We start from the raw sequence: 24,671 nt of genomic DNA, 5'->3' as shown, positions 1-24,671 counted from the left end.
ATACTATTACCGCACAAAAAGTAAACCTTGCAGTTTACTTAATTATCACCTTAATAAGTCACTCTGATTGACCACGATAACTACACCGCCGCAACCATTTTTTGTAATAGAGCGATCATTTGCTGTTGCTCTTTATCATTTAAACTACTCAACATGGTCTGATTTACCGCCACTGGAATCGGCAATAATTGTTCTTTCAAAGACCGGCCTTGCTCTGTTAAGTAGATACGATATGAGCGGCGGCTATGTGGATCGGCTCGACGCTCAACCAACCCGAGATTCTCAAGCTTATCGAGTGTACGAGTGGTGGTGGAGTTTTCCACTTTGGATTTCGCAGCGATGTCTCGCTGAGTCACCCCTTCCTCTTCCCACAGACACATCATGGTTGGCCATAGTGCGACACTTAAACCATGTTTTTTTAGCTCCGCATCAAACATTTTTTCCGCTTTGCCAGCCACCACGTTGATCATCCAACCAAAGCTAGACTGTCTATCAAAATTATCACTCATTGTTCAGACCGTTGTTTAAATCATTGATAAAGCAATTATTGCCATGGTAACCAATGTCGCGACAACTAGCATCAAAAATGCATAACCTTGCGAGACAAAAGCCACTGGCTGAACAGCTTCAACATGGCTTTGTACTCCGGTAATCATCGCCTTTACTAATCCTTTGCCACGCAATTTATAGATTAAAATCGCCGCAAGATGCACACCGACCAGTACGGGTAAAATATCCGCTAGCATCACATGTGCCTGTACCAATAACTCAAAAATAGTATCCGTTAACCATAGATGAGCCAGTGGAAGGCCATCCAATAAACCCGCAAGGGCTAAACCAGAAATACATTGAATTAATAAGGCTGAGAGTAGGCTAAGTACCATCCATGCACCAAGTGGATTATGCCCCACTTTCGCGGTAACTCGGCCAGCGGCGTATTTTAAACTGGTGATCGGCGAAGAGACAAAGTAGCGGAAACGGCTGGTTTCACTGCCGACAAAACCCCAAATCAATCGCCATAAAATTAGCGTTAACAGTGCAAGCCCCAACTGCACATGCGGACCATTGCCAGAGTGACCACTCACGAGTAAAGCGATAAACAGCAGTGCTTGTAACCAGTGATATAGGCGTGTTGCTAAATCCCAAACTTTCATATTAAACCTCAATTACTCTTCTATTCAGATACTTAGTTGCCCGTTCAATTTGCACCCAAGCTGCAATGGCACATAATTTACACAACAATAGTTGCGGCCGCAACTATTGTTGTGTAAATTATGTGCCACCCTGTTAACAACTTCACTGAATCACGAGAATGAGATCATGAAAATCCAACTAATACTCATCGCACTAATGACCCCTTGTATTGCTCTAGCAAGTAGCGATTCTCAACTGATAAAGAATCGTCAAGAAGCATTTACTCATATCGAACAACAGCTTAAAGAAGCGACTGAACATTTAGATGGCCTTGAAACGGACTGGCTAACGGTTGAGATTAGCGCAATACAACTACAAGAAATGAGTGAGAGCTTGCAGCAAAGCTTTCCCCAAGGGAGCCAAGAAGGCAGTAAAGCGAGTGACAAGATTTGGCAACAACCAAACGAATTTAATCAATTGATGCAGCAAATGGATCAAGGCTTTGAAACGCTCTACAGAGCAACAAAAGAGCACAATGTGGATCTTGCTGAGCAAGGCATTGAAGCAGCGCAACAGACATGTAGAGCCTGTCATCGCACCTATCGCTCTCGTTGGTAAATGAAAACGCAGAATCACATTACACTCATAGTACTACGCCAATAACGCGACACTATCTAACAAGATGAGAGGACCTATCGATGAAACAATCATTGGTTACACTACACAAAACCTGCGCAGTTTTAGCCTTTATTATGATCGCCAGTTTTTTCAGCAGTTCTTTAATTAGCGAACTTTTTGCCGATCATGCTACCGTGGCGAGCGTCAAATATTACATTTCTTGGGCGGTCTGGGGGTTGCTCCCACTAATGGCTATGACAGGGATAACTGGATCGAAAATGGCACCAAAGGTTAAAAGTGGTGTCGGCCCAATTGGTCGTAAAAAGAAGCGCATGCCGATTATTGCCGTTAATGGCTTGTTCATCTTGCTACCGTGCGCAATGTATCTCAACGTATTGGCGAGCCAAGGGCTATTTGATCAACATTTTTACCTTATACAGGGAATAGAATTGATTGCTGGTTCGATAAATTTAACCTTAATGGCACTCAATATTCGTGACGGGTTAACGATCAAAAAGCCTAAGATCAGAAAATAAAGCAGAACATTAAAAAGCTCATCATCCAGCTACGCTACTCATCCGGTTTTTCCGCAAGCAGGTATACCGCTTTAACTCGTTTGCCTAATAAGTCCGTGATGACATTTTGGAAGCCAGCAGTCGCTGCAAGTTCATGAGCCAGAACGGGGGTCATCACAGTATTATTCGCTGACTTGATGCCATATTTACGTAAATATCGATATTTCAGTGCCCATTTATTGCAAAAGGTCATGCCGTGCAGAGTAAAACTGATGAGGATGATTCTTCCACCAGGTTTGAGTACCCGCATGCACTCTTGCAGCGCATGCACTGGATTGGGGATAACATGAAGTAAGTTGGCCATAAAGACGGTATCAAAGGATTGATCTTTATAGCGCAGCGCAAAGCAATCTGCTTGCTCGACAATCACTTTAGCTTGGTGTTCAAAGCGAATTTTACTCACTTCAAGCATTGGCAAAGATAAGTCAGTGGCAACGATGCTATCACTGGCGTCGATAAGACTTTCAGTATAGGTTCCATTACCACAGCCGAGCTCTAATACCGCGCCTAAATCATGATGCTGACGCAAGCGTGTTTTGACCGTTTGGATCTCTTTTAGGCCAACCACGTAATTGTTGCTCGCCTCAAAATTTCTGGCAAATTCTTCCCATTTGTTTTCCACTCTTTCACTCCTTGGAATCGCAAATTACAAAATGCCACATTGCTTAAAAAATATTCTAATTTTTATTTTTTCACCACAATACAAATAGATAACGTTCGAATCAGCGAGTAGGTTAAAAAATGAGACCAAGCCCCAAATTTGTAGCACCGGAATGACGATTTACAGATGAGCAGCCTAGAGGTGCACTTAACAAGGTAGGTAAGAGATAGGTTTAAAAATTACTTAGGATTGAAATAGCTAGCGAGTAATGAACGAGCTAATAAGTCTTATATCCAGCTACATAGCAGGGTATAAGACTTATATTTATGACCACACTTTATTGATTGCTTCTAGGGTTATTTTTGTGCTCGTTGCCATTGCACCAACCACTTATCGAGTTGGTTGGCAAACTGCTGACGATCCGCTTGGCTCATTGGCGCTGGACCGCCACTTTGAATACCACTACTGCGCATGGTTTCCATAAAATCACGAATATTGAGACGCGATTTAATGTTGTCTTTAGTAAACAGCTCACCACGAGAACTGAGGGCATGCCCTCCTTTAGTAATCACCTCGTCGGCCAACGGAATATCACCAGTAATGATTAAGTCCCCTGCTTCGGTACGTTTCACAATTTCGTTATCCGCAACATCAAAGCCAGCCTCTACTTGCAAGCTGGTGATGTTTGCTGCCGCTGGCGTACGAATATACTGATTCGCTACAAAAGTGATTTCAACTCCGGTACGTTGCGCAGCACGAAACAATACCTCTTTAATCACAACCGGACACGCGTCGGCATCAACCCAGATTTTCATAGTCATTCCACTTTTTTTATTTGGCCAAATTGTAACGGTTGAGGACGCTTTTGTCTCACGGTTGTTACTTATCCATTAGCACGCATATCTACTCTTGTGTAAACCGTTTAGCCTCGATCAATAAAAAAGGAAGATAGAGCTTAAAGAAGGAATTATTTCATTCACTTAGTTACTTCTTGCCGCTCTATAAGCCACCAAAATGGCTCGTTTCTGGTTAGCCACCTATAACATTTGCTGCGCTTACGTTTATTTTGATAAATTTATTTTTTAAAATAGATAAAATTTTGTTATCAATCGCATTTTAATGGTGATAAAGATCACATCCGCAACCCTAAACCAACCTTTTTGCTTTTTAATTTACCAACTCCACTGCTAACCTCCCGCACCTCCCCATTGGAGGGGCAATAACGATAAGGAGTGTTCTAAATGAATACCAAGAAACCGATGTCGCTAACCGGCCGCGTGATTCTAGGCATGGTAGCGGGTATCTTGACGGGCTTCGCCATTCGCGCCCTATTTGCTGATAATGGATTTATCGACGAGTACATCGTAAACGGATTATTTGAAGTCGGCGGACAAATTTTTGTCGCCAGTTTGAAAATGCTCGTGGTCCCGCTGGTGTTTGTATCGCTAGTTTGTGGGACCAGTTCTCTTAAAGATCTTTCGACTCTAGGCCGCATGGGTGGCAAAACCCTCGCTTTCTACATCGCCACTACCGCGATAGCCATTACGCTTGCCTTGACGATGGGGTCACTATTCCAACCGGGTGCTGGTGCAGACCTGACCGCCGTTGGTACATTTAAATCTGCCGATGCGCCATCGCTTGGTCAGGTGATCATTGATATGTTCCCAACCAACCCAATCAGTGCCATGGCAGAAGGCAAAACCCTACAAGTCATCGTCTTTGCCGTATTATTTGGTATTGCGATTAGCGCTGCAGGTAAACCCGGTGAGCGTATTGCCGCATTCTTTAATGATCTCAACGAAGTGATCATGAAGCTGGTTGCGATCTTGATGAACCTTGCACCCTTTGGTGTGTTCTTCCTCATGGCCAAGCTCTTTACCGACATCGGCCTCAGCGCGATCATCAACTTAGCTGAGTACTTCTTAGTGCTGGCAGGCACCTTACTGCTACATGGTTTGGTCACTTACAGCGTGATGTTGAAAGGCTTCACCGGCCTTAGTCCACTTACCTTCCTACGTAAAATGGAAGATGCCATCATGTTCGCCTTCTCAACGGCATCATCGAACGCAACTATTCCGGTCACCATGGAAACCGCAAAGCATCGCATGGGCGTGGATAACCGCGTATCGTCGTTTACCATTCCACTAGGCGCCACCGTCAATATGGATGGCACGGCAATCATGCAAGGTGTCGCAACTGCATTTATCGCCCAAGCGTTTAATATCGATCTGACCATGACCGATTACCTAATGGTGATTCTAACGGCGACATTGGCATCGGTGGGCACCGCAGGTGTTCCGGGGGTCGGTCTGGTGATGCTGGCGATGGTATTGAACCAAGTAGGTCTGCCTCTGGAAGGTATTGCACTTATTATGGGTGTTGACCGTCTGTTGGATATGATCCGCACCGCGGTGAATATTACCGGTGATAGCGCAGTCACCATCATCGTCGCAAAATCGGAAGGCGCATTGAACGAAGAACGTTTTAATGACCCGTTAGCGGGTGCTTCAGAAGAAGAAGTCCACCTCGCCAAACGCGAAGCGTAAAACAACCACGCGCTAAAGAGCGGAGCGTTAAAAAACGACTCGCCACAAAACATGGTTATCGCACATGGCGATGCCCCAACAACAAAATCCACCTTACTCTAAGGTGGATTTTCATTTTAACGCCGCACTACTCAGCTTTGACTGACGATTCATGCAACGAATGCCACTTATCACGCGCCGCTTGTTCATGTTGGTCGGTAATCGCCGTACCCACTGAGTTTGCAGCCAGTGTCATTGCGGCCATATCATCTGTAAAACCGACACCAGCGAGAACATCAGGCACCATATCGACAGGTAGCACAAAGTAAGCCAGAGCGCCGCCAAGTATCGCCTTATGGCGTACCGAGGTTTGAGAATCCGTCATTGCTAGCCATGATTTAATCCCAGTTACCGCAATCTCTTCTCCCAACTTTTTTGCCGATCCTTTAACTTTGCGCCAAAACGTTCGTTCATCAGGAGTCGCCTGCCGAGCGTTGGGCTTTGCCTGTATCGATTCTTTATTGATGTTTATCTGTGTACCGATACCGTCATTGAGTGGCTCTATGGTGGAGTTCATTGTTACCTCCTACTAAATAACAATCATTATAACATTGGCCATATTAGCCACAGTGTACCTGCTGTTAGATGAACGCCAGATTAATGATAAAAAAAATCCCTCAACCGAAGTTGAGGGATTGAATTAAAGGGAACTGCTATGACTAAATTATTTTGCTAACTTCTCAAGTACACGCATCAACATACGGATACGTGGCTCGATAGATTCCAACAACAAGTATTCTTGATCACTATGGAAACCAGCGCCTACAGGGCCGAAGCCATCTAGCGTTGGAACACCAAGGATCGCAGTGTTGTTTGCATCTGAACCGCCGCCAACTTCTTTCCAGTTGATTGCGATTTCAAGCTCGTCTGCAGATTCTTCTACCAATGCCATTAGCGCTTCAGTCAGTGGGCCTGCCACCATTGATGGCTTGTAAGACTCACGTTCCATTGTGATAGAGACACCATCAACATATGGCGTATCTAGCATTGCACGTAGCTTAGTATCAACGTCGTCGTACTCTTCGTTGCTCCAGAAACGAACATCAATCACCGCTTGAGCATGCTCAGGAACGATGTTTGCGCCAGCACCACCCGATACAACACCAACGTTTAACGTTGTGCCTGACTCAAAGTTAGTCATCGCGTTGATAGCAAGAATCCAGTTTGCCATCTCAGTGATTGCACTACGGCCATTTTCAGGTTCGTTACCCGCGTGCGCGGCAACACCTTTAAAGGTGATCTTGTAACCTGCCATGCCTTTACGCGCTTTTACCAAACCACCATCCGCACGTGCCGCTTCCGCAACCAGTACGTTTTTCGCATTTTTAGCAACAGATTGAATCCACTCAACTGAATCCAGTGAGCCGGTCTCTTCATCTGGGTTCATACAGATGCAGATAGACAGTTTGTCTAATACCGCTTGGTCTAGATTACGCATTGCATAAACGATGTTTAGCAGGCCAGATTTCATATCTGAAACGCCAGGGCCGTACGCTTTTTCAGCATCGTTCGTCATTGGGCGAGCCGCCGCTGTACCTACAGGGAAAACCGTATCCATGTGACCAATCATCATCACATCGATAACGTCTGCTTCCGGCTTGTTGCGGATTTCTAGACCCAGACCAGCTTTACCACAATCAACACGTTTTACGCTCCAACCCGTCATTTCAGCAAATTTTGCTTCAAACTGAGTAGCAATAAATTCGATGCCTTCAACAGTATAAGTACCACAGTCCACATCAATCAGCGGGCGAAGCTCTTCTAGGTATTCATTCAGAGAAAAATTCATAATCAATCCTTACACAAAAAGATTCATTACTAGCATTGCGCCAAATGCGTTTAGCACAGAGATAGCAATCATAACTGGGATGTAACGACCTTCTGTACCGATAGGACCCATGATGCGGCCCATGTACTGAACTTGTGAACCCATTAGGTAGATAGCCGGAGCTAGAATCGCAATGTGTGCACCGTTTAGGATACCTTGGTCAAATAGAGTGATTACTACGCCCACAGCGCCGCCCATCGACATCCACGCACCGATTAGAACAGCAGCTGCTTCACCAGGAAGACCAAAGATCGCCATGATCGGAGAGAAAACCGTACCCATTAGATCCAAAGCACCGGTAATTTGTAGCGCTTTAATGATAACGAAAGCCATCAACACGTTTGGTACAGTAGAAGTGGTTGCGATTACCCAGCCTTTCTTAGCGCCTTCAACAAAAATATCGGTAACCATTGGTTTTTTAGCTTTAACTTCGCTCATTATGCTTTCTCCTCTTGTAGACGTGCTTCTTCGTTCTTATCTTCTTTGCCTTCTGTGATGTTTAGGTAGATGCGGAACAAGTTAGCGCCGACAAACTTAAAGATGAACATCACCGCAACCGCCATACCGATTGAAGAAGTTACCGCCATAGAGCCGTCTGCTAGTGTTAGCGTAAATAGCACAGCGCCTGATGAGAAGAAGTTAACGATCGCTGCACCTGCGGTGAACTGGAACATAGTAAATACGTCAGTTTCACGCTTAGTTAAACGACCTTCGTCTTTTAGTTGACGTGTCATTGCCGCACCCGCATCAGTACTTTGTAGTGATGCAATTAGCGCTAGGCCCGAACTACCAGGAATGCCCATAAGAGGACGAAGTAGAGGAGTAAGCAGTTTACGAGCTGCATCTAGTGCACCGTAATGCTCAAGTACATTGATGACGCCCAATGCGAACATAACCGTTGGGATTAGCGTTAGTGCGAAGATGAAACCATCACGAGCACCGCTGCCGCCTTTACCACGAAATGATGTCATGGTCGCTTGAACACCATCAGCCGTTTCTTGCACGCCGTATGCCACGCTACCGAACGCGCCATTTAGCGTGGTAAAGTCGAAAACACCGTACCATTCGTTTGACTGCATAGCACCTGAGAAAAATACAACAGCGAATGCGAGTGCGACATAGCATCCCCATGTCACCTTGCGATCTATATTGGGAGTGGACATTTTTACACCTTAAAAATTTTTAGGAACAGACCTCGCGATTTTGGGGTAATTGCTGTGCTAGAAATCTGATCCGTATCAATGCCTCACGAACTCTGTTTACAAACTGCAATTTAGTGTCACATTTTGTGACATCACGCATAAATAGGGCGTTTGCGTGACGATGATTCATAACAATGCATATCATTTATATTCATAAAATTGCTGCTATCTATTAAATATTTTACTGCTGATGGCCTTATCCCACCTATCTCACAGACAATGTCGGTAAAATTTTCTAGTATAAGGTGTTGTTTATTTTCGCGCCGAGGCCGCTAAATCGCCCCTCTACAATGATTCAAATAACGTAATAACTATGTAACTGACAGAACGATAAGTGCTTACCTTTGGTCATACTTTTTTCGTTTCACCATTGCCAACGGATAACACTGATTCTGTACATCTATAGATATTGCTTATGCAGCAAGCAGTGAGACTGCATCAATAATCTTTGATTCGAGCGCAAGGAAGTGTCTACCTATCGAATTCTCAAGGAGTTGAGTAATGAAAAGCTTATGGCTTATCTTTATCCCCTTACTGCTCGTATCGAGCCGTGTTTTTGCCTCCGGCAGTGATGCCGCCCCCCTAGCCCTAACTCAGTCAGGTATTGGCTATATTGCCCTGCTCATTTTTACCATTGCCTACGCTTTGGTAATGCTCGAAGAGTATCTACAACTGCGTAAATCCAAGCCCGTCTTGCTGGCCGCAGGTTTGATTTGGGCGATGTTAGGTTATGTCTATTCACAGCACGACCAAATCGAGGTCGCCAAAGCCGCACTTGAGCATAACTTGCTTGAGTATGCTGAATTGCTGCTGTTCTTACTGGTGGCGATGACCTACATCAATGCAATGGAAGAGCGCAAACTGTTTGACGCGTTGCAAGCTTGGATGGTCGGTAAAGGATTTGATTTTCGTACGCTATTTTGGCTGACCGGTATTTTGGCCTTTTTCATTTCCCCCATCGCCGACAACCTAACCACTGCATTACTGATGTGTGCTGTGGTGATGAAAGTCGGCGGTGATAACACACGCTTTATCAATTTAGCCTGCATTAACATTGTTGTGGCCGCAAACGCTGGCGGTGCATTCAGTCCTTTTGGTGACATTACCACCTTAATGGTCTGGCAAGCCGGCCACGTCTCTTTTTCCGAATTTATGCCACTCTTTGTCCCATCCGTAGTGAGCTATCTTATTCCCGCCTTGATCATGTCGCGTTTCATTTCGCAAACCAAACCAGATGTGGCTCATGTTCACGTCGAGTTAAAACGCGGCGCTCGCCGAATTGTTGGCTTGTTCATTTTAACCATTGCCACCGCTGTTGCCTTCCATGCTGTGCTGCACTTCCCACCAGTCATCGGCATGATGATGGGGTTAGCATATTTGCAGTTCTTTGGATTTTTCTTACGCCGCACCCTCGCTCGTTCATTGAAACGCAAAGCCTTAATGGCGATTGCCAATCGAGATGATTACGCCTTAAAACGTTTGGGATCGGTCGTACCCTTTGATGTATTTCGCCGGGTTTCCCATGCCGAATGGGACACCTTGCTGTTCTTCTATGGCGTAGTGATGTGCGTTGGAGGCTTGAGTTTAATCGGTTATCTCAGCCTTGTTTCAGAAGTGATGTACTTACAATGGGATCCTATTTGGGCCAACGTTATGGTCGGTATTCTCTCGGCGATCGTCGATAACATTCCAGTCATGTTTGCGGTGCTCACCATGGAGCCGGCAATGTCGATGGGGAACTGGTTATTGGTCACTTTGACCGCTGGTGTCGGTGGTAGTTTGCTTTCCATCGGTTCCGCTGCAGGCGTGGCCTTAATGGGGGCGGCACATGGTAAATATACCTTCTTTGGTCATCTCAAATGGATGCCCGTTATCGCCCTCGGTTATGCGGCGAGTATCTTCACCCACTTATGGATGAACAGCGCACTGTTTTAATTATATTAATTAAGTGCAATATAATTAGTCAGTTAGTACTAACTAACTGACTCTTATTGGTGAAACTGATTCAATGAGCAGAAAAACACTCAAACTTAGTCAATACTCAGTAATGTGTTAACAAACAATGAGAGGTTCACCATGGTTCGTATCCCCACTCTACTTTCTCTTCTTTGCGCATTGTTCATTAGCCCATTGGCGCTGGCCGATCATCACGCAGATGCCGTTGATATGGATACCGCAAAAGATAAGATGATAGAAAAAGGCGACAAAGTTATGGACGAAAACCATGACAAAATGAAGAGTGAAATGAAAGACAAGCAAGATAAAATGATGGACAAACATGAAGGCGACATAGACATAAAAGAACGCAAACATGAAATGAAATCAAAAATGCAGCATCACGAAGAAGATAAAAAGGTACTCATGAAAGCGGCAGAAGATAAGGAAGTGACAAAAGATATGTTCTAAACAAATCTAGCTCAGTCCGACTCGTAACCTGAGTGACAAGAGTGGAGTTCAATCTGTCATCTGCTGCATTACCGCTTCAAGTAAGATGGGGATATATCCGTAACATCTCTGAAGGCTTCATGTTAAACTCAGCGCGATTACAAGGGGCCTTTTGCCCCTTTCCACCTTTTTGATGCAGAGTTCAATCATGCCATTCTCAAAACTTGGTTTAAGCCAACCAATCACAGACGCCCTAACGAAGCTTGGCTATAACAAGCCAACATCGATTCAAATCAAAGCGATTCCTGAGATTTTAAAAGGCCAAGACCTACTTGCCGCAGCGCAAACCGGTACCGGTAAAACAGCCGGCTTCGTATTGCCTATCTTGGAAAAACTGAGCAAAGGCGAAACTCAGCGTAAAAAACGCATCCGCGCACTGATTCTAACACCAACTCGTGAGCTTGCTTGCCAAGTGGAAGAGAAAGTCCGTGATTACGGTCAAAACCTTCCACTTACCTCACTGGCAATGTACGGTGGCGTGGATGAAAAATCACAAAAACAAGCTTTGATCGAAGGAGTCGATGTTCTGGTTGCGACACCAGGTCGCCTACTTGATCTCTATGGTCAACACGCGGTCCATTTTGATGAAGTTGAGGTTTTGGTTCTTGATGAAGCAGACCGTATGTTAGACATGGGCTTTATCGAAGACATCAACAAGATCCTTGACCGTTTACCGACCGACATTCAGCACCTACTGTTCTCGGCAACCTTGTCAAACAAAGTTCGTGAACTCGCCAAGACCGCCGTTTACAACCCGTTTGAAATTTCAATCGCCGCTAACCAAGCGTCAAAGAAAAGCATTGAGCAATGGTTAATTTCAGTTGATAAAGACAAAAAATCAGCGCTACTTAGCCACCTAATTAAAGAGAATGATTGGGATCAAACCCTGATCTTCATCGAAACTAAACACGGTGCGGCTAAATTAGCGCAGCAACTGGAAAAACGCGGTATCGAAGCGGAAGCATTCCACAGTGGTCGTAGCCAAGCGGTGCGTTCACAACTTCTGCAAGATTTCAAAGCAGGCAAAATCAAGTACATGATCGCAACGGGTGTCGGCGCACGCGGTATTGATATTGAAGGCTTAACGCGTGTCATCAACTACGACTTGCCATTCCCTGCCGATGAATATGTGCACCGTATTGGCCGTACCGGTCGTGCCGATGCGCGTGGTGAAGCGATCTCTTTTGTTTCTCGCGATAACTTCAAAAACTTGTGCATGATTGAAAGCCGTTTAGGCCATCTGCTTGAACGTCGTGAAATTGAAGGCTTTGTGCCAAATAAACCGCTACCAATTTCGATTCTAAACTACGTGCCTAAACACAAACGCGAAGCCAAAGAGAATAAATAGTCGGTTGATTTCATCGAAAATAGTCGCTGAGATCAAAGGCTAGAACTCGTACTGGTTTTACACTGTCTGCACTTAAATTTATCTCGATTGAAAGGAATCAATCATGTTTAAATGTGGACAGTGTCGCCAATTCACCCGAACTCGCGACAACCAAAAAGATCTGTGTGGTGCATGGGAACAACCCACACTAGCAACACGTAAGGCTTGCGACTATTTTAGCCCGAAAAAGCCGCTGTTCGATCCTGCCAATTATCCGATACCACCCAGTCACCCAAAATCATAACCAGCCAATTTAGACTATTGCCCCTGTTCTAACTTGAGCAGTGCCGCTTTTCGCTCGACACCGCCTGCATAGCCGGTCAACTTACCGTTTTTACCAATCACACGATGGCATGGCACAATCACTGAGATCGGGTTTTTACCATTAGCGAGCCCCACTGCCCGCACAGCTTTAGGATTGCCAATCGCATTCGCCAAATCCTGATAGCTCCAGGTTTCACCAAATGGGATCGTGGTTAGCGCCTGCCAAATTTTCATTTGAAACGGAGTGCCAACCGCAGCCAGCGGCAAATCAAATTGATTTCGAATACCAAGGAAATACTCTTCCAATTGTGTTTTCGCAGCCAACAACAGTGCATCACTATCATCACGCTCACCCAACTCGCTCGGCAAGGTGGTATTCACTTCAAACCACACTCCGGTTAAGCCAAGCTGATTCGATTGAAGTGTTATTTTCCCTAATGGGCTATCGATTATGGTGTAGCGTTTCATCCTGCATGACTCCATAAATGAAAAGTCGCGTAACTACCAAATGGAGCAACGGCAGTCGCATTGATGGAGGGAAATTGTTGTAGTGATTTTTTCACCACTAAATCCCCATCAAGAAAACAGTCTGGTTGAGATAACCCTCTCAGCGCAGCGTAGTTCACTGTCCAAGGTCCAATCCCTTTCACTGCCAACCATTGAGAAAAGTCAGCGTCGGGATCACCCACCATTAACTCGGCAAAACGTTTCAACGTCTCTTTACGGCTTTGCGGCATACGCAAAAAGCTCAAATCGGCCTCAGCGACCTCTTTGGCTCTGGGAAAATGAGTGACCCCCTGCGGTTGTAATGTACTCACCAATAAATTAAGTTGATTGATCGCCGCTTTGATCGAGACTTGTTGACCAAGAATGGCTCGAACACCGGCTTCCCACGCACTCCATACTCCTGGGATACGTAGCCCCGAATAACGAACAAAACGAGGATCCAAAGTGTGAAAGTGTTGTTCAATCACATCGGTGTCTGCATCCAAATCCAACATACGGCGAACTTGATTGACCAAAGCTTTTAGCTGGCTGATATCCGATAATTCAAACTCTAACTGCACCGTATTGGCTTTGCGAGCAAAATGAGCAGTCAACATTCCCGATGCTTCACCAAGTTGGAAGCGGCGCTGGTAGTCACTTTCCCCCACCCACTCCAAACCTTCTATAGCACGTAGGCGGTAAAAATTTAGCGCATATTGCCAATAAAAGGCGCCACGATAACTGAGCTCAATAGTGTGCGTTTCAACGGGCAAATGCGAAGCTCGACGCAGTGCACTTGGTGTTAAGTTGAGCGCCTTACGAAAAGCATCATTAAAGCGGCGCGTACTATTAAAACCACTGGCAAAACCGATATCTGTAATGCTCATATTGCTGTTGTGGAGTAACTGCTTAGCGAACATCAATTGATGATACAAAGCGTATTGTTTCGGTGACATGCCCAACCGCTGCTGGAACAATTGCCTTAAATATCGGTCTGTAATGCCAAGCCTCTCAGCCAGTTTATCCAAAGTGGTGTGTTGCAACTCCCCTAACTCAATCAGCTTTAATGCGCGTTCAAATGATGTTGCTGTTCCTTGCCATGCCCACGAATTAGGCGCACTGTCAGGGCGACAGCGTAAACAAGGTCGATAACCCGCATGTAATGCCTGAGCTGCGTCATCAAAATACTCAACGTTTTCTTCTTTGGGTAAATTAGCCGGGCAAATGGGCCGGCAAAATATTTTGGTGGTTTTCACGGCAACAAAAAACCGACCATCAAAACGAGCATCTCGCGCTTGTCGTGCCCGCTGATATTGGCGATGCAGTTTACCTTGCGAATGGGCCATTGAATCAATATCTGGCATGGTTGTTTACCCTCTGGCTACGCCGTTTCTATCCATTAGTTTACCCCTAACCACCGATTTTTATAGCCACATTCGGAACTCAATAGTCCAGAATCAGAGGCTTAACTGATAATTTAAACATCCAGTTGCCTATCTCACATTCCTTAACTAACTTTAGTGAAGGAACTTGTTTCAAGAGCCGTAACGAGACAAGCGTTGCAAGGATAAGCAATAGGAAGTTGGCTATGAACTTACACTCATGCACCATCGTGCTTCGCGATCACTCAAAACATATCTGTAAAACTGTCGAACAATCGCTTGGCGTCATTGATTCTCATGGCATCACCAATATTAATGCAATAGAAATCCAAGCGTTAGAAGGCCTTACCATTCACAACTATCAAGCGCTCTCGATTGAAGAATCAATCGAAAGTTTGATGAGTCTTTAATAGGGCCTTGATCGTTCTGGCTTATTTTAGTTATCCAAATTGATATTATTTGCCGTATTAATGATCACTAGATACAAAAAAACCTCGTTCAATGACGAGGTTTTTTTAAAGGTTAATGCTCTCAGCTCTCAGCTGCGTTTTGCAAACTGTAAGCGGTAATTGGGTCGATGTTTTTTACTAACTCTTCGACTTGTTTGATCGCATCAACTGATGTGCTGGCTTTACGATAGCTCAAATAGATTGGGCGACACCACTCTTCTACCCCTTCCACTTTATGCAGTTGGCCGCTCGCTAAGAAAGGCTCTACCAATGAAGCAGGTAGATATGCACTACCACCTTTTTCCAAAATAAAATCTAAGGCAATACGAGCAGTCGAGGTTCGCAAATATGGCGCAGGTACTTTTGCATGACGCTCAGCGTGTTCAGAGGCAAATTTAGTGCCCCAATCCACGTAAACGTATTTATCACTAAATACAGTATTGAATGCATGAGAGTCGGTGGAAACCAAAAGAAGAACAACGTCAGCGACTTTCTTGCAATTCAATTCATCTGCTTTGATTTGATCAAAAGCAAAGGCCATATCGAGCGTGCGTTCTTGTAAGCTACGAACCAACGATTCGCGCCCCATCACTTCCGCCATAAATCCATACCCATCAAACGCTTCAGTGGTCGCACTCAAGCAGTTTTGTAGGTAAGCATCCCAAACATTGGGCGTTCCACCCATGGTGAGTTGCAACTTTTTGCCACTTTCTAGAGACAGCTCTAACTTTGCCTGTTGCAACGTTGTCACCATCACCTCTGCATAGCTAACTAAACGTTCCCCAGCGGATGTTAGCTTAATGTTATTACGGTCACGAATAAAAAGCTGAGTATCAAAATAACCTTCGAGCTGTTTAATACGTGCACTTACGGCAGCTTGTGTAATGTATAAGTTTTCAGCAGCACGCCCAAAATGACGTACTTTTGCCAACTCTAAAAATGTTCTAAAGACTTTTACGTCCATTGTTATACCTCAGAAAATGACGCAGCAAGATTAACAGGGAAATCCTAAATTAATAAAGCAAGAAAGTGTAAAGTGTTACATGTATTTAACGATATAAATTAATGGATATGATAAAAATATTTTGTTTTTCTTTTGCTTACTTTACGCCTAATTTTCGCCATATACCAATGCTGATTAGGCCGCACTGATATCAAGGCTCAATGGCACTGGTCTTTAGTCCATTCCATACCATTTGAGGTTTATCGAAATGTCTGACACTGAATTTCGTCATGGCAAGAAACGTTTTTACGACAACACGAAATTTCCACGTGGTTTTGCCAAATCCGGTGATTTTACACTTGCCGAAGAAGAAATCCTAACGCTCTACGGCGACACCATGTTTGGCTTAGAAACAGGGGAGCTCTCTCCACAAAATGCGGAAGAGAAGCACTTTGTTAAAGTCATTGAGAACCCAGGTAAAGCGAAAACGAAACTTGAGCGTATTTGGTTGAAGTACATTCAGCTTGCCCGAGGCCGTAAACGCTTCCACACCTTAAATGGTCGCACCAAACCAGATGCATCTGAAGACTACTCAGAAGATAGCAGCCTAGTTGAAGAAGATTAATTAAAAAAACGCTCCAATTTTTGGGGCGTTTTTTTATTGCTAAACAAGTTGAATTTAGAGCAATTTAGGCATATTTTTTACTCAACACTCCGTTGTCGAATCGATAATTTTTATTTGTTTTACTCCGTCTGCCATTTATCCGTTAATGCGCGCGACACGTAAGCCCTACAACGCCGTGTCAGGTGTGATATCAGCGTAATCTGATTCATGTTCTTCTCTCTATTTTCGTGAGAATAGATGTGGAAAAAACATCCCAATTAGACCGCGTGCGCGCGGATTACAACGTACATTACTGGAGCCAAGGTTTCTATGGCATTGATAACCAAGGTGAAGTGTACGTATCTCCTACCACCGACAAAGCGCACCAAATTCCATTAAGCAAGATTGTTACTCAATTAGAGCAAAAGCAGCTTAATTTGCCTGTGTTGGTTCGCTTCCCACAAATTCTGCACCAACGAGTGCATGGTATTTGTCAGGCTTTCAACCAAGCAATTGAAGAGTATCAATACCCGAACAACTATCTTTTGGTTTACCCAATTAAGGTCAACCAACAAAAAGAAGTGGTTGATGAAATCCTTGCCAGCCAAGCGAGCTTGGAAACCAAACAATTGGGTCTCGAAGCGGGCAGTAAGCCTGAGCTTCTTGCCGTGTTAGGTTTGGCGCAAAAAGCCAGCTCTGTGATTGTGTGTAACGGCTATAAAGACCGTGAATACATTCGTCTTGCCCTGATAGGTGAGAAGCTAGGTCACAAAGTTTTCATCGTACTTGAGAAATTGTCAGAACTTGATCTAGTGCTCACTGAAGCGAAAAGCTTAGGGGTTAAACCACGTTTAGGTATTCGCATTCGCCTCGCCTCACAAGGAGCAGGTAAATGGCAGGCCAGTGGTGGTGAGAAATCGAAATTCGGTTTGTCTGCCTCTCAAGTATTGACTGTTATCGAGCGTCTAAAGAAAGAAGATCAACTTGATGCGATGCAACTGGTTCACTTCCACCTTGGCTCACAAATGGCCAACATTCGCGATATTCGCAATGGGGTGAATGAATCTGCACGCTTCTACTGTGAACTGCGCGAAATGGGCGCAAAAATCGATTTCTTTGATATCGGTGGCGGCCTCGCAGTGGATTACGATGGTACACGCAGCCAATCTTCAAGCTCAATGAACTATGGGCTGATTGAGTACGCACGCAATATCGTCTCAACCGTTGGTGATGTATGTCAAGATTACGGTCAGCCAATGCCAGTAATTATCTCTGAATCTGGCCGTTCATTGACTGCGCACCACGCTGTTTTGATCACCAACGTAATCGGCACTGAAACGTATCAGCCTGAGCATATCGAAGCCCCGCAAGATGACGCCCCTACGCTACTGCAAAATATGTGGCGTAATTTGCAAGCATTGCAAGAAGGCAGCGACGCGCGTGCATTGATTGAAATTTACAACGACACACAAAGTGACTTATCTGAAGTGCACTCACAATTTGCGATGGGTCTACTCAATCTGCCGCAACGCGCTTGGTCTGAACAAGTTTCACTACGTATATACTTTGAACTGACACGTGCATTGAGCACCAAGAACCGCTTCCATCGTCCGATTCTCGATGAGCTAAATGAGCGCTTAGCGGATAAGTTCTTTGTTAACTTCTCGTTGTTCCAATCATTGCCAGATGCATGGGGTATCGACCAAGTCTTCCCTGTGCTTCCTCTGTCAGGTTTGGAAGAGTTAGAAGACCGCCGTGCCGTAATGCTAGATATCACCTGTGACTCAGATGGCGCCATCGAACAGTATGTTGAAGGGCAAGGTATTGAGACAACGTTACCAGTACCAGCATGGAGCACAGACAAGCCTTATTTGATGGGGTTCTTCCTCGTCGGCGCTTACCAAGAAATTTTAGGTGACATGCATAACTTGTTTGGTGACACTCACAGCGCAGTGGTTACCGTCAACGATCATGGTGAAGCAATCATTGAACGAATCGATGAAGGTGACACCGTTGAAGACATGCTTCGTTACGTTCACATTGACGTAGAGGACATTCGCGAGCATTATCGCGAGCTCGTTAACCAGCGAGTTAACCAACAAGAACAACAACAGGTACTGCAAGAGCTAGAACAAGGCCTATGTGGTTACACCTATTTAGAGGATTTTTAAATGAATGATTTGTTTAGCAAAACCGATTATTCACTCTACTCGAATTCGATGAGCTTTATGCGCCGTCCTTACCTACGTAACCCTATCGGCAGTGATGCAGATTTGGTGGTACTAGGTGTGCCTCTGGATATGGCAACATCGGGTCGTCCTGGTGCACGTATGGGCCCAGACGCAATTCGTAGAGCATCAGTAAATCTTGCATGGGAAGGTAAAAAATTCCCTTGGGATTTCAATGTATTTGATCGCGCTAAAGTTATTGATGCTGGTGATCTAGTATTCGATTGTGGCGATGCTGAAGACTTCACTTACCGCTTAGAAAAAGCAACCAGTGAAATTTTGAAAAATGGCAAGACCATGCTGGCGTTGGGTGGTGATCACTTCATCACACTACCAATTCTGCGTGCGTACGCGAAACACCACGGTGAGATGGCATTGATTCACTTCGATGCCCACACTGACACCTATGCGAATGGCAGCGCTTACGACCACGGCACCATGTTCTACCATGCGCCGAAAGAAGGCCTTATCTCGCCTAAGCACTCTGTGCAAATCGGTATTCGTACTGAGTATGAACAGCAAGATCACGCTTTCAATGTGATTAACGCGATGCAAGCGAATGACATGACGGCAACAGAAATCGTTGAGAAAGTACGTGGCATCGTTGGCGACAAGCCTGTTTACGTTACCTTCGATATCGATTGTCTTGATCCTGCTTTTGCTCCGGGAACCGGTACGCCAGTTTGCGGTGGCTTGAACTCAGACAAAGTGCTGAAAATTCTACGTGGCTTTGCTGGTATGAATATCGTCGGTATGGATGTGGTTGAAGTATCACCGCCATACGACCACAGCGATGTAACGGCACTTGCAGGCGCGACTGTCGCGCTTGAGTTAATGTACGCTTGGGCATCAAACAAGAAAGCGGCTGAGTAATCACGCCAAATTCAACGCTTGACCAAAAAGAGCCTGTCATTCGACAGGCTCTTTTTTATATTCGATTCAATTCGGTTGAAACAACGTCCAACCACTCTCCTTTTTCACAAAAGTGATCGTGTTGGTCATTTTCTTCACGTCACCCTGTTTAAAATCACCAAACTCCGTGCGGATCTGCATCAAGTAAACAGGGGCAAAAAAACCAGCACTTTCGTTGATATAGTGGCTAAATTGGTCGAAATCCATCAAAAATCTAATTTCATGGCTCATGTCAGCGATATAGAGCGTTTCCGATTCCTCATAGCCATCAAGCTTCTTATGCTTACTCGCTTCATACAAAGCCGGCATATCGTGATTAAACTGGGTATAGTCGACATACTGTTGCAGCATTTGCTTTTCTGATGGGCCACCACAACCCACTAAGAATAACGCTAGCGCATAAAATAAAATGTGCTTTTTCATATCCCTACACAAACGATAAAAATGACCTAATGCAAAAAACTTTAGCAATAAATGCCATGGATGAATCGTATTACGCATCGATTTTGGGGCAATCATCCGCAACAATAATTCGGATTTGTGATGAATCCGAGCTATTCATTCGGTTGCGTTTATCATTTATCAAACTTGCGTATTCTGACCATTTGTTTTGCACATAAAAAACGCTAGGCAAGCTTAGCGTTTTTACTCTTGATGGTTCGAGGGTACGTAGCGTTATGACCAGAACAACATCGCTATCACCGTCAGGGCCACGATACAGACGATATTAAGCACAATCCCCACCCGCATCATCTCGCTTTGCTGTATATGACCTGAACCAAACACAATCGCATTCGGCGGTGTGGCGACGGGCAGCATAAAGGCGCACGAGGCAGAAACAGCAATTAACACTGACAGGATAACCGGCGATAAACCGAACGCTTCCGCAACACTGGCGAAAACAGGGATCAGCAAGGCTGCACTGGCAGTATTACTGGCAAATTCAGTCAAGAACACCACAAAAGCAGCAATAACGACGACGATAACAAACAATCCAAGATGAGAGATCATTTCGCTCAAGCCATTAGCTAAGAATACACTCGCCCCTGTTGCTTTTAAGACGTTACTCAAACAGATACCACCACCAAACAGCAGTAATACGCCCCAATCGGCCGTTTTTTCGATATCTTTCCAATGCACCACTCGAGCAAAGTTGACCGCGACAATCGCACTCAGAGCCACAATGGTGTCAAATTTGGCGTAACCACCAATCATGGCATTGATCGGTTTACTAAAAATCCAGAAGAAAACGGTCGCAGCAAAAATCGCTAAGGTAACAACCTTGCCTTTGTCCCAGTGCACTGGCTCATGATTAAGCTCAAACTCACCATTTAGCTCTGGTTTTAATGCTGCATACAGCACAACAATGGCGACGGGAAGTAATACTGCCGCCGTTGGCAAGCCAAAGGCCATCCATTCGGTAAAGGTTAAACCAACTTCAGCGGCAGCAATCGCATTCGGAGGGCTGCCGACGATGGTCGCTATACCACCAATACTGGCACTGTATGCAATACCCAATAACACAAATACGTAGGTTTTATGGCCACTCTCTTCATTCACCTTACTCAACACGCCCAACACCAAAGGCAGCATCATAGCGGTCGTGGCGGTGTTACTGATCCACATGGACAGTAATGCAGTTACACCAAACAACATGAACACAGCCGTACTCATTTTACCTTTGGCAATAATCAGTACTTTATCGGCAATCACTTTGTCTAAGCCTTGGCGATGCATCGCTGCCGCGAGAGCAAAACCACCTAAGAAAAGAAAAATAATCGAGTTGGCAAAGTTATTCAGTGCCGTTTGAGTATCAAATACGCCAAATAGCACCGCCATGATCGGCACAAGAATTGCGGTTACGGTGACGTGCAGAGCTTCGGTTAACCATAGAATAGCAACAAAGATCAGCATACTCAGCCCAAGCACCACTTCTGCTTCAAACGGTAGGGTAAAGTAGAGTACTGCAAATAACACTATATCCGCTAAGATGATCAGGCTATTGCGGTTGATTAACCATTCTCGGGTATTACTCGGTAGAGGGACACTATCATTTTTATTCATTATTATTTTCCTTGTGAGGGCCAGTAGGCATTTGAAATGATCCCACATAACCCTCTAAGGAAATATTTTGCTTTGCGAATTTGTTAACCATATCAAGAATATGGTTATAAATGTTAAGGTTTTGATTTTAAATTAAGTTATCAAAGCTATCCATCACCTGTTTGCACATCATCACGCGACCATGCCCCTGTCCTTGTGTCGCCACCAGCACAACATTGCTCATCTCATTTGCGGCACGCTGTGACACCGAGAACTTAGTAAACTTATCGCCTTCATCATGCACAATAATGGTAGGTGATTGGCGCTGAGCCAACTTTTGATAAGGATCAATGGATTGGATCGGATAACGATATTGCGCCTCGACTTCCTGCACAACATCGTTAAACAAGCGCATTGAGTAGCCCGACCGCGCCACACTGCCAAACAGGTTATCAAGATAATCCAGCACAGGAGCAATAAGTAACAACGGCTTATCAACCAACTTAGCATGATGGCACTCTATCGCAGAAGCGGTGCCCATACTGTGGCCGACAAGGCCCGCCACATCATCGACGCTATCAAGTACTGCCTCCAACCCAGCGACAAACGCCGGGATATGGCCATACACGCCTTCACTTTCACCGTGTCCCGGGTGATCGTACGCCAATGCGGTATAGCCGCGGCTAGCGATGTGCTCCATCAAAGGGAAATACTGGCTTGCGGTGCCAGACCAACCATGCGTGAGCACCCAAACAGGGCCGCTGCCCAATGAATATGTGCTTAGTACGCCCTCTTTTGAAGTGACTTGCCCTTTCACTAACCCTTGCGGCGCGCTGTTCTTTGGTTTGGTACGCAGCGGTGTTAGCAACAGTTTTCGCGCGGTATTACGCGCGTGATGTGGCGCCAAACGATGATGCAAGCGAGTGGATACGTTGACTAAGCTGCGCTTAACACTGAACTTATTAGACGTATTGAAGTAGATTTTTTCACTCATTATCGTGATTCCCTAAATAATTTGTTCCGCTGCAACTCATCGCTCCTCTACATTGATAAACACAAAAAAACGAACGACCGTGCTATTTATCAACACAGCTTTACTGTGCTTGCATCTCTTAATCTGGTGAACGGCTAATTTTGCTCAGATCAGCTTCATACTTGCCAATGACTGATGAGACGCTCAATACCTTGCCAAAAATGAGTTTGGCTCTCCTCTTCTCCACGAATGGAATAGAACAAATGAGCGCTCAAATAAAGCCCATACAGCTCAAAGGTGGCTTGTTTAGCATCCAAGTCGGGGCGAAATTGTCCTTGTTCAACCCCTTTGGCAACCTGAATTTCAAGGTAATCAATCCACATAGCAACGGTCTTTTTTAACACCACTTGCAATGGCGTACTGGCGCTTGAATTCTCTTTCCAAGCATCTAAAAACATGCAACTACCCTGAAATGAATGATTCCAGCCTAGCCAATTATCCAGCAAGGTTTTGAGCTTGTCGGTGATATCCTGATCACCAAGCGTACGGGCTGGCGCAATGACGCGTTGAATAAACACGTGGTTGGCATGCTCTATCACTGCTATTTGTAAATTCTCTTTCGAATTGAAATGGGCAAACAAACCGCTCTTAGACATCGAGCACTGCTTTGCCAGCTCACCTATGGTTAAGCTTTCCAATCCGTTCTTGCTTGCCAGCTCAAAAGCCGTCGCCAAGATGGCTTCGCGGGTTAATCGACCTTTACTCATCACTTGACCATATTACCTTGATATCTCTATTTTTAGCACGACCGTACTTATTTGCAAGCTTGATCGCTAAGTTTATAGGCCAACACAAACTTGATTTGTATCTCGAAATAGGAATTTTTAATCCAAAATCACGATTGAAACTGATTGATATCCATTGCGCGCAAGCGTTTTCCTGATAGCGTTAGCGCGTTTTCAATGAACCAGAAAAGAACTATGGAATCCAAAAAAATCACCAGTATCGAGCTTGGTCGCTTAATTGCGATCTTCGTCGTTGTGGCTATGCACTGTCAGATGTTTCTGAGCTACTTTCTCTATCAAGACACACCGTGGTTCGGTTACATTTTTAACCAATCTACCCGATTTGCCGTACCGCTGTTTTTCTTGATTTCAGGCTATCTGATCCAACCAAAACTCACTGCAACCCCAATCGATACGGTAAAACGCTACTGCGCTCCGCTGCTACGTGTCTTCATCGTTTGGAGTGTGATTTGTCTTGCGATGCCATTTAACCTATACAAGTTCATGACCGAAGGCTACATCGCTGAACGCAGTGGTTACTGGGGCTTTCTTGCACAATCGCCGCTAAATACCCTGTTGGAAGGCGGCTTGGTGCACCTATGGTTTATTCCCGCACTGATGATTGCTGCGCTTATCACCGCCCTATTTGCAAAAGCCGACAAGCTCAACTGGCTGATTCCGTTCGCCGCAGTATTGTACATTTATGGCGTACTGGCCGGCAGTTACCAGAACATTACCGAGTTATGGACACCATTTTTCACCCGTAATGGCCCATTCTTTAGTACCTTAATGTTTGCGATTGGCTTTGTGATCCGACAAAAGGACATTCAAGTGACAGCCCTGCAAGCGATAGTGCTTGCATTGGTGGGGATGGCGATTCACTTCGCCGAAGCGTATTGGCTCGTCGCTTACCAACAGCCATTCAATGGCAATGACTTCCTCTTTGGCACCATGTTATGGGGAACAGGAATCTTTTTATTCCTATTAGCAAAGCCAAATTTGGGTAACACCCCATGGGTGCTTAACTTGTCTAAATCGGTACTGCCGATTTACGTCGCCCACTTGCCTGTGATCATCTTTATGATGAATGTGAGTGGCTTACTGGAAGTCACTGGGCCTGCAAAAGACGCATTGGTCTTTTCAGGCACAGTCGTAATTACATTAGCATTAGTGAAATGTATTGAGCGCACACCACTCAGTAAGTGGTTATTTCGCTAGAATCGAGAG

At 45.0% G+C, this 24,671-nt stretch carries 27 protein-coding genes; 12 read left to right on the top strand and 15 right to left on the bottom strand.

From position 1 onward, the window contains the following. Positions 1–80: 80 nt before the first annotated feature. Positions 81–509 carry a MarR family winged helix-turn-helix transcriptional regulator gene (locus tag RJD38_RS17270; RefSeq protein ID WP_065546708.1) on the bottom strand — a complete coding sequence of 143 codons (429 nt, stop codon included), beginning with the start codon at positions 507–509 and terminating at the stop codon, positions 81–83. 15 nt (positions 510–524) lie between these two features. Further along, the gene (locus RJD38_RS17265; RefSeq protein ID WP_065546707.1) at positions 525–1,154 is read right to left on the bottom strand and encodes a cytochrome b/b6 domain-containing protein; all 630 of its coding nucleotides are present in this window, start codon (positions 1,152–1,154) and stop codon (positions 525–527) included. Between the two features lie 166 nt (positions 1,155–1,320). Here RJD38_RS17265 and RJD38_RS17260 point away from each other — a divergent pair, with 166 nt between their 5' ends. Both RJD38_RS17260 and RJD38_RS17255 read left to right on the top strand, forming a co-directional pair. Next, the gene (locus RJD38_RS17260) at positions 1,321–1,752 is read left to right on the top strand and encodes a c-type cytochrome (protein ID WP_005593414.1); all 432 of its coding nucleotides are present in this window, start codon (positions 1,321–1,323) and stop codon (positions 1,750–1,752) included. A gap of 80 nt (positions 1,753–1,832) precedes the next feature. Next, on the top strand, positions 1,833–2,288 hold the full coding sequence (locus tag RJD38_RS17255; RefSeq protein ID WP_065546706.1) for a hypothetical protein: 456 nt from the start codon (positions 1,833–1,835) through the stop codon (positions 2,286–2,288). Between the two features lie 34 nt (positions 2,289–2,322). Here the strand turns inward: RJD38_RS17255 and RJD38_RS17250 are convergent, their stop codons facing one another. Both RJD38_RS17250 and RJD38_RS17245 read right to left on the bottom strand, forming a co-directional pair. Further along, entirely contained in the window at positions 2,323–2,949 is a 627-nt protein-coding gene (locus RJD38_RS17250; RefSeq protein ID WP_065546705.1) for a class I SAM-dependent methyltransferase, read from the bottom strand. 335 nt (positions 2,950–3,284) lie between these two features. Continuing rightward, on the bottom strand, positions 3,285–3,743 hold the full coding sequence (locus RJD38_RS17245) for a YaiI/YqxD family protein (RefSeq protein ID WP_009733691.1): 459 nt from the start codon (positions 3,741–3,743) through the stop codon (positions 3,285–3,287). Between the two features lie 426 nt (positions 3,744–4,169). On the opposite strand from RJD38_RS17245, the gene RJD38_RS17240 reads away from it, so the two are divergent. After that, positions 4,170–5,474: a dicarboxylate/amino acid:cation symporter gene (locus tag RJD38_RS17240; RefSeq protein WP_005593408.1), complete on the top strand. Its 1,305-nt coding sequence runs from the start codon at positions 4,170–4,172 to the stop codon at positions 5,472–5,474. 127 nt (positions 5,475–5,601) lie between these two features. Here the strand turns inward: RJD38_RS17240 and RJD38_RS17235 are convergent, their stop codons facing one another. The 4 genes from RJD38_RS17235 to RJD38_RS17220 form a co-directional block, all read right to left on the bottom strand. Next, positions 5,602–6,030 carry a YkvA family protein gene (locus tag RJD38_RS17235; protein WP_231893182.1) on the bottom strand — a complete coding sequence of 143 codons (429 nt, stop codon included), beginning with the start codon at positions 6,028–6,030 and terminating at the stop codon, positions 5,602–5,604. Between the two features lie 147 nt (positions 6,031–6,177). Beyond that, a complete protein-coding gene (locus RJD38_RS17230) occupies positions 6,178–7,302 on the bottom strand; it encodes a M20 family metallopeptidase (RefSeq protein ID WP_065546704.1) in 1,125 nt (374 codons plus the stop codon). A gap of 9 nt (positions 7,303–7,311) precedes the next feature. Further along, a complete protein-coding gene (locus RJD38_RS17225) occupies positions 7,312–7,779 on the bottom strand; it encodes a YjiG family protein (protein WP_005593404.1) in 468 nt (155 codons plus the stop codon). After that, positions 7,779–8,504 carry a nucleoside recognition domain-containing protein gene (locus tag RJD38_RS17220; protein ID WP_005593403.1) on the bottom strand — a complete coding sequence of 242 codons (726 nt, stop codon included), beginning with the start codon at positions 8,502–8,504 and terminating at the stop codon, positions 7,779–7,781. The genes RJD38_RS17225 and RJD38_RS17220 overlap by 1 nt, the downstream gene beginning before the upstream one ends. 540 nt (positions 8,505–9,044) lie before the next feature. Between RJD38_RS17220 and nhaD the strand changes: the two genes are divergently transcribed. From nhaD to RJD38_RS17200, 4 genes are all read left to right on the top strand, one after another. Next, on the top strand, positions 9,045–10,478 hold the full coding sequence (gene nhaD, locus RJD38_RS17215) for a sodium:proton antiporter NhaD (protein ID WP_065546703.1): 1,434 nt from the start codon (positions 9,045–9,047) through the stop codon (positions 10,476–10,478). Between the two features lie 141 nt (positions 10,479–10,619). Further along, positions 10,620–10,949: a hypothetical protein gene (locus RJD38_RS17210; RefSeq protein WP_005593401.1), complete on the top strand. Its 330-nt coding sequence runs from the start codon at positions 10,620–10,622 to the stop codon at positions 10,947–10,949. 187 nt (positions 10,950–11,136) lie between these two features. Then, positions 11,137–12,336, top strand: coding sequence for a DEAD/DEAH box helicase (locus RJD38_RS17205; RefSeq protein WP_005593400.1), 1,200 nt, complete (start codon positions 11,137–11,139; stop codon positions 12,334–12,336). Between the two features lie 103 nt (positions 12,337–12,439). Then, positions 12,440–12,619 (top strand): hypothetical protein, encoded by a 180-nt coding sequence (locus RJD38_RS17200; RefSeq protein ID WP_081467356.1) that lies wholly within the window; start codon positions 12,440–12,442, stop codon positions 12,617–12,619. A gap of 14 nt (positions 12,620–12,633) precedes the next feature. Here RJD38_RS17200 and RJD38_RS17195 read toward each other — a convergent pair whose 3' ends face one another. Next, positions 12,634–13,107, bottom strand: a complete 474-nt coding sequence (locus RJD38_RS17195) for a methylated-DNA--[protein]-cysteine S-methyltransferase (RefSeq protein WP_005593399.1) — start codon at positions 13,105–13,107, stop codon at positions 12,634–12,636. After that, a complete protein-coding gene (locus tag RJD38_RS17190) occupies positions 13,104–14,489 on the bottom strand; it encodes a DNA-3-methyladenine glycosylase 2 family protein (RefSeq protein WP_156785365.1) in 1,386 nt (461 codons plus the stop codon). The genes RJD38_RS17195 and RJD38_RS17190 overlap by 4 nt, the downstream gene beginning before the upstream one ends. 224 nt (positions 14,490–14,713) lie before the next feature. Here RJD38_RS17190 and RJD38_RS17185 point away from each other — a divergent pair, with 224 nt between their 5' ends. Beyond that, a complete protein-coding gene (locus RJD38_RS17185) occupies positions 14,714–14,917 on the top strand; it encodes a hypothetical protein (protein ID WP_005593393.1) in 204 nt (67 codons plus the stop codon). A gap of 121 nt (positions 14,918–15,038) precedes the next feature. Here the strand turns inward: RJD38_RS17185 and RJD38_RS17180 are convergent, their stop codons facing one another. Continuing rightward, positions 15,039–15,920, bottom strand: coding sequence for a LysR family transcriptional regulator (locus RJD38_RS17180; protein WP_005593391.1), 882 nt, complete (start codon positions 15,918–15,920; stop codon positions 15,039–15,041). Between the two features lie 247 nt (positions 15,921–16,167). On the opposite strand from RJD38_RS17180, the gene RJD38_RS17175 reads away from it, so the two are divergent. The 3 genes from RJD38_RS17175 (at position 16,168) to speB (ending at position 19,604) form a co-directional block, all read left to right on the top strand. Next, positions 16,168–16,524, top strand: a complete 357-nt coding sequence (locus tag RJD38_RS17175) for a DUF413 domain-containing protein (RefSeq protein WP_005593390.1) — start codon at positions 16,168–16,170, stop codon at positions 16,522–16,524. Between the two features lie 239 nt (positions 16,525–16,763). After that, a complete protein-coding gene (gene speA / locus RJD38_RS17170) occupies positions 16,764–18,674 on the top strand; it encodes an arginine decarboxylase (RefSeq protein WP_040757818.1) in 1,911 nt (636 codons plus the stop codon). Then, positions 18,675–19,604, top strand: coding sequence for an agmatinase (speB, locus tag RJD38_RS17165; RefSeq protein WP_005593388.1), 930 nt, complete (start codon positions 18,675–18,677; stop codon positions 19,602–19,604). Positions 19,605–19,670: 66 nt separating this feature from the next. Here speB and RJD38_RS17160 read toward each other — a convergent pair whose 3' ends face one another. The 4 genes from RJD38_RS17160 to RJD38_RS17145 all read right to left on the bottom strand — a co-directional run bounded on the left by RJD38_RS17160 (position 19,671) and on the right by RJD38_RS17145 (position 23,426). After that, positions 19,671–20,066 (bottom strand): hypothetical protein, encoded by a 396-nt coding sequence (locus tag RJD38_RS17160; protein ID WP_065546840.1) that lies wholly within the window; start codon positions 20,064–20,066, stop codon positions 19,671–19,673. Positions 20,067–20,318: 252 nt separating this feature from the next. Next, entirely contained in the window at positions 20,319–21,707 is a 1,389-nt protein-coding gene (locus RJD38_RS17155; protein ID WP_005593385.1) for an SLC13 family permease, read from the bottom strand. A 127-nt stretch (positions 21,708–21,834) separates the two neighbouring features. Beyond that, on the bottom strand, positions 21,835–22,680 hold the full coding sequence (locus tag RJD38_RS17150; RefSeq protein ID WP_065546702.1) for an alpha/beta fold hydrolase: 846 nt from the start codon (positions 22,678–22,680) through the stop codon (positions 21,835–21,837). Positions 22,681–22,835: 155 nt separating this feature from the next. Continuing rightward, on the bottom strand, positions 22,836–23,426 hold the full coding sequence (locus RJD38_RS17145) for a TetR/AcrR family transcriptional regulator (protein WP_065546701.1): 591 nt from the start codon (positions 23,424–23,426) through the stop codon (positions 22,836–22,838). Positions 23,427–23,639: 213 nt separating this feature from the next. Between RJD38_RS17145 and RJD38_RS17140 the strand changes: the two genes are divergently transcribed. Then, positions 23,640–24,662 (top strand): acyltransferase, encoded by a 1,023-nt coding sequence (locus RJD38_RS17140; RefSeq protein ID WP_065546700.1) that lies wholly within the window; start codon positions 23,640–23,642, stop codon positions 24,660–24,662. Positions 24,663–24,671: the final 9 nt, after the last annotated feature.

The sequence above is a fragment of the Vibrio scophthalmi genome (assembly GCF_040869025.1).
Lineage (GTDB): Bacteria > Pseudomonadota > Gammaproteobacteria > Enterobacterales > Vibrionaceae > Vibrio > Vibrio scophthalmi.
The sequence above is the reverse complement of the archived record's forward strand: the minus strand, read 5'-3'. Positions and strand labels throughout refer to the sequence as shown.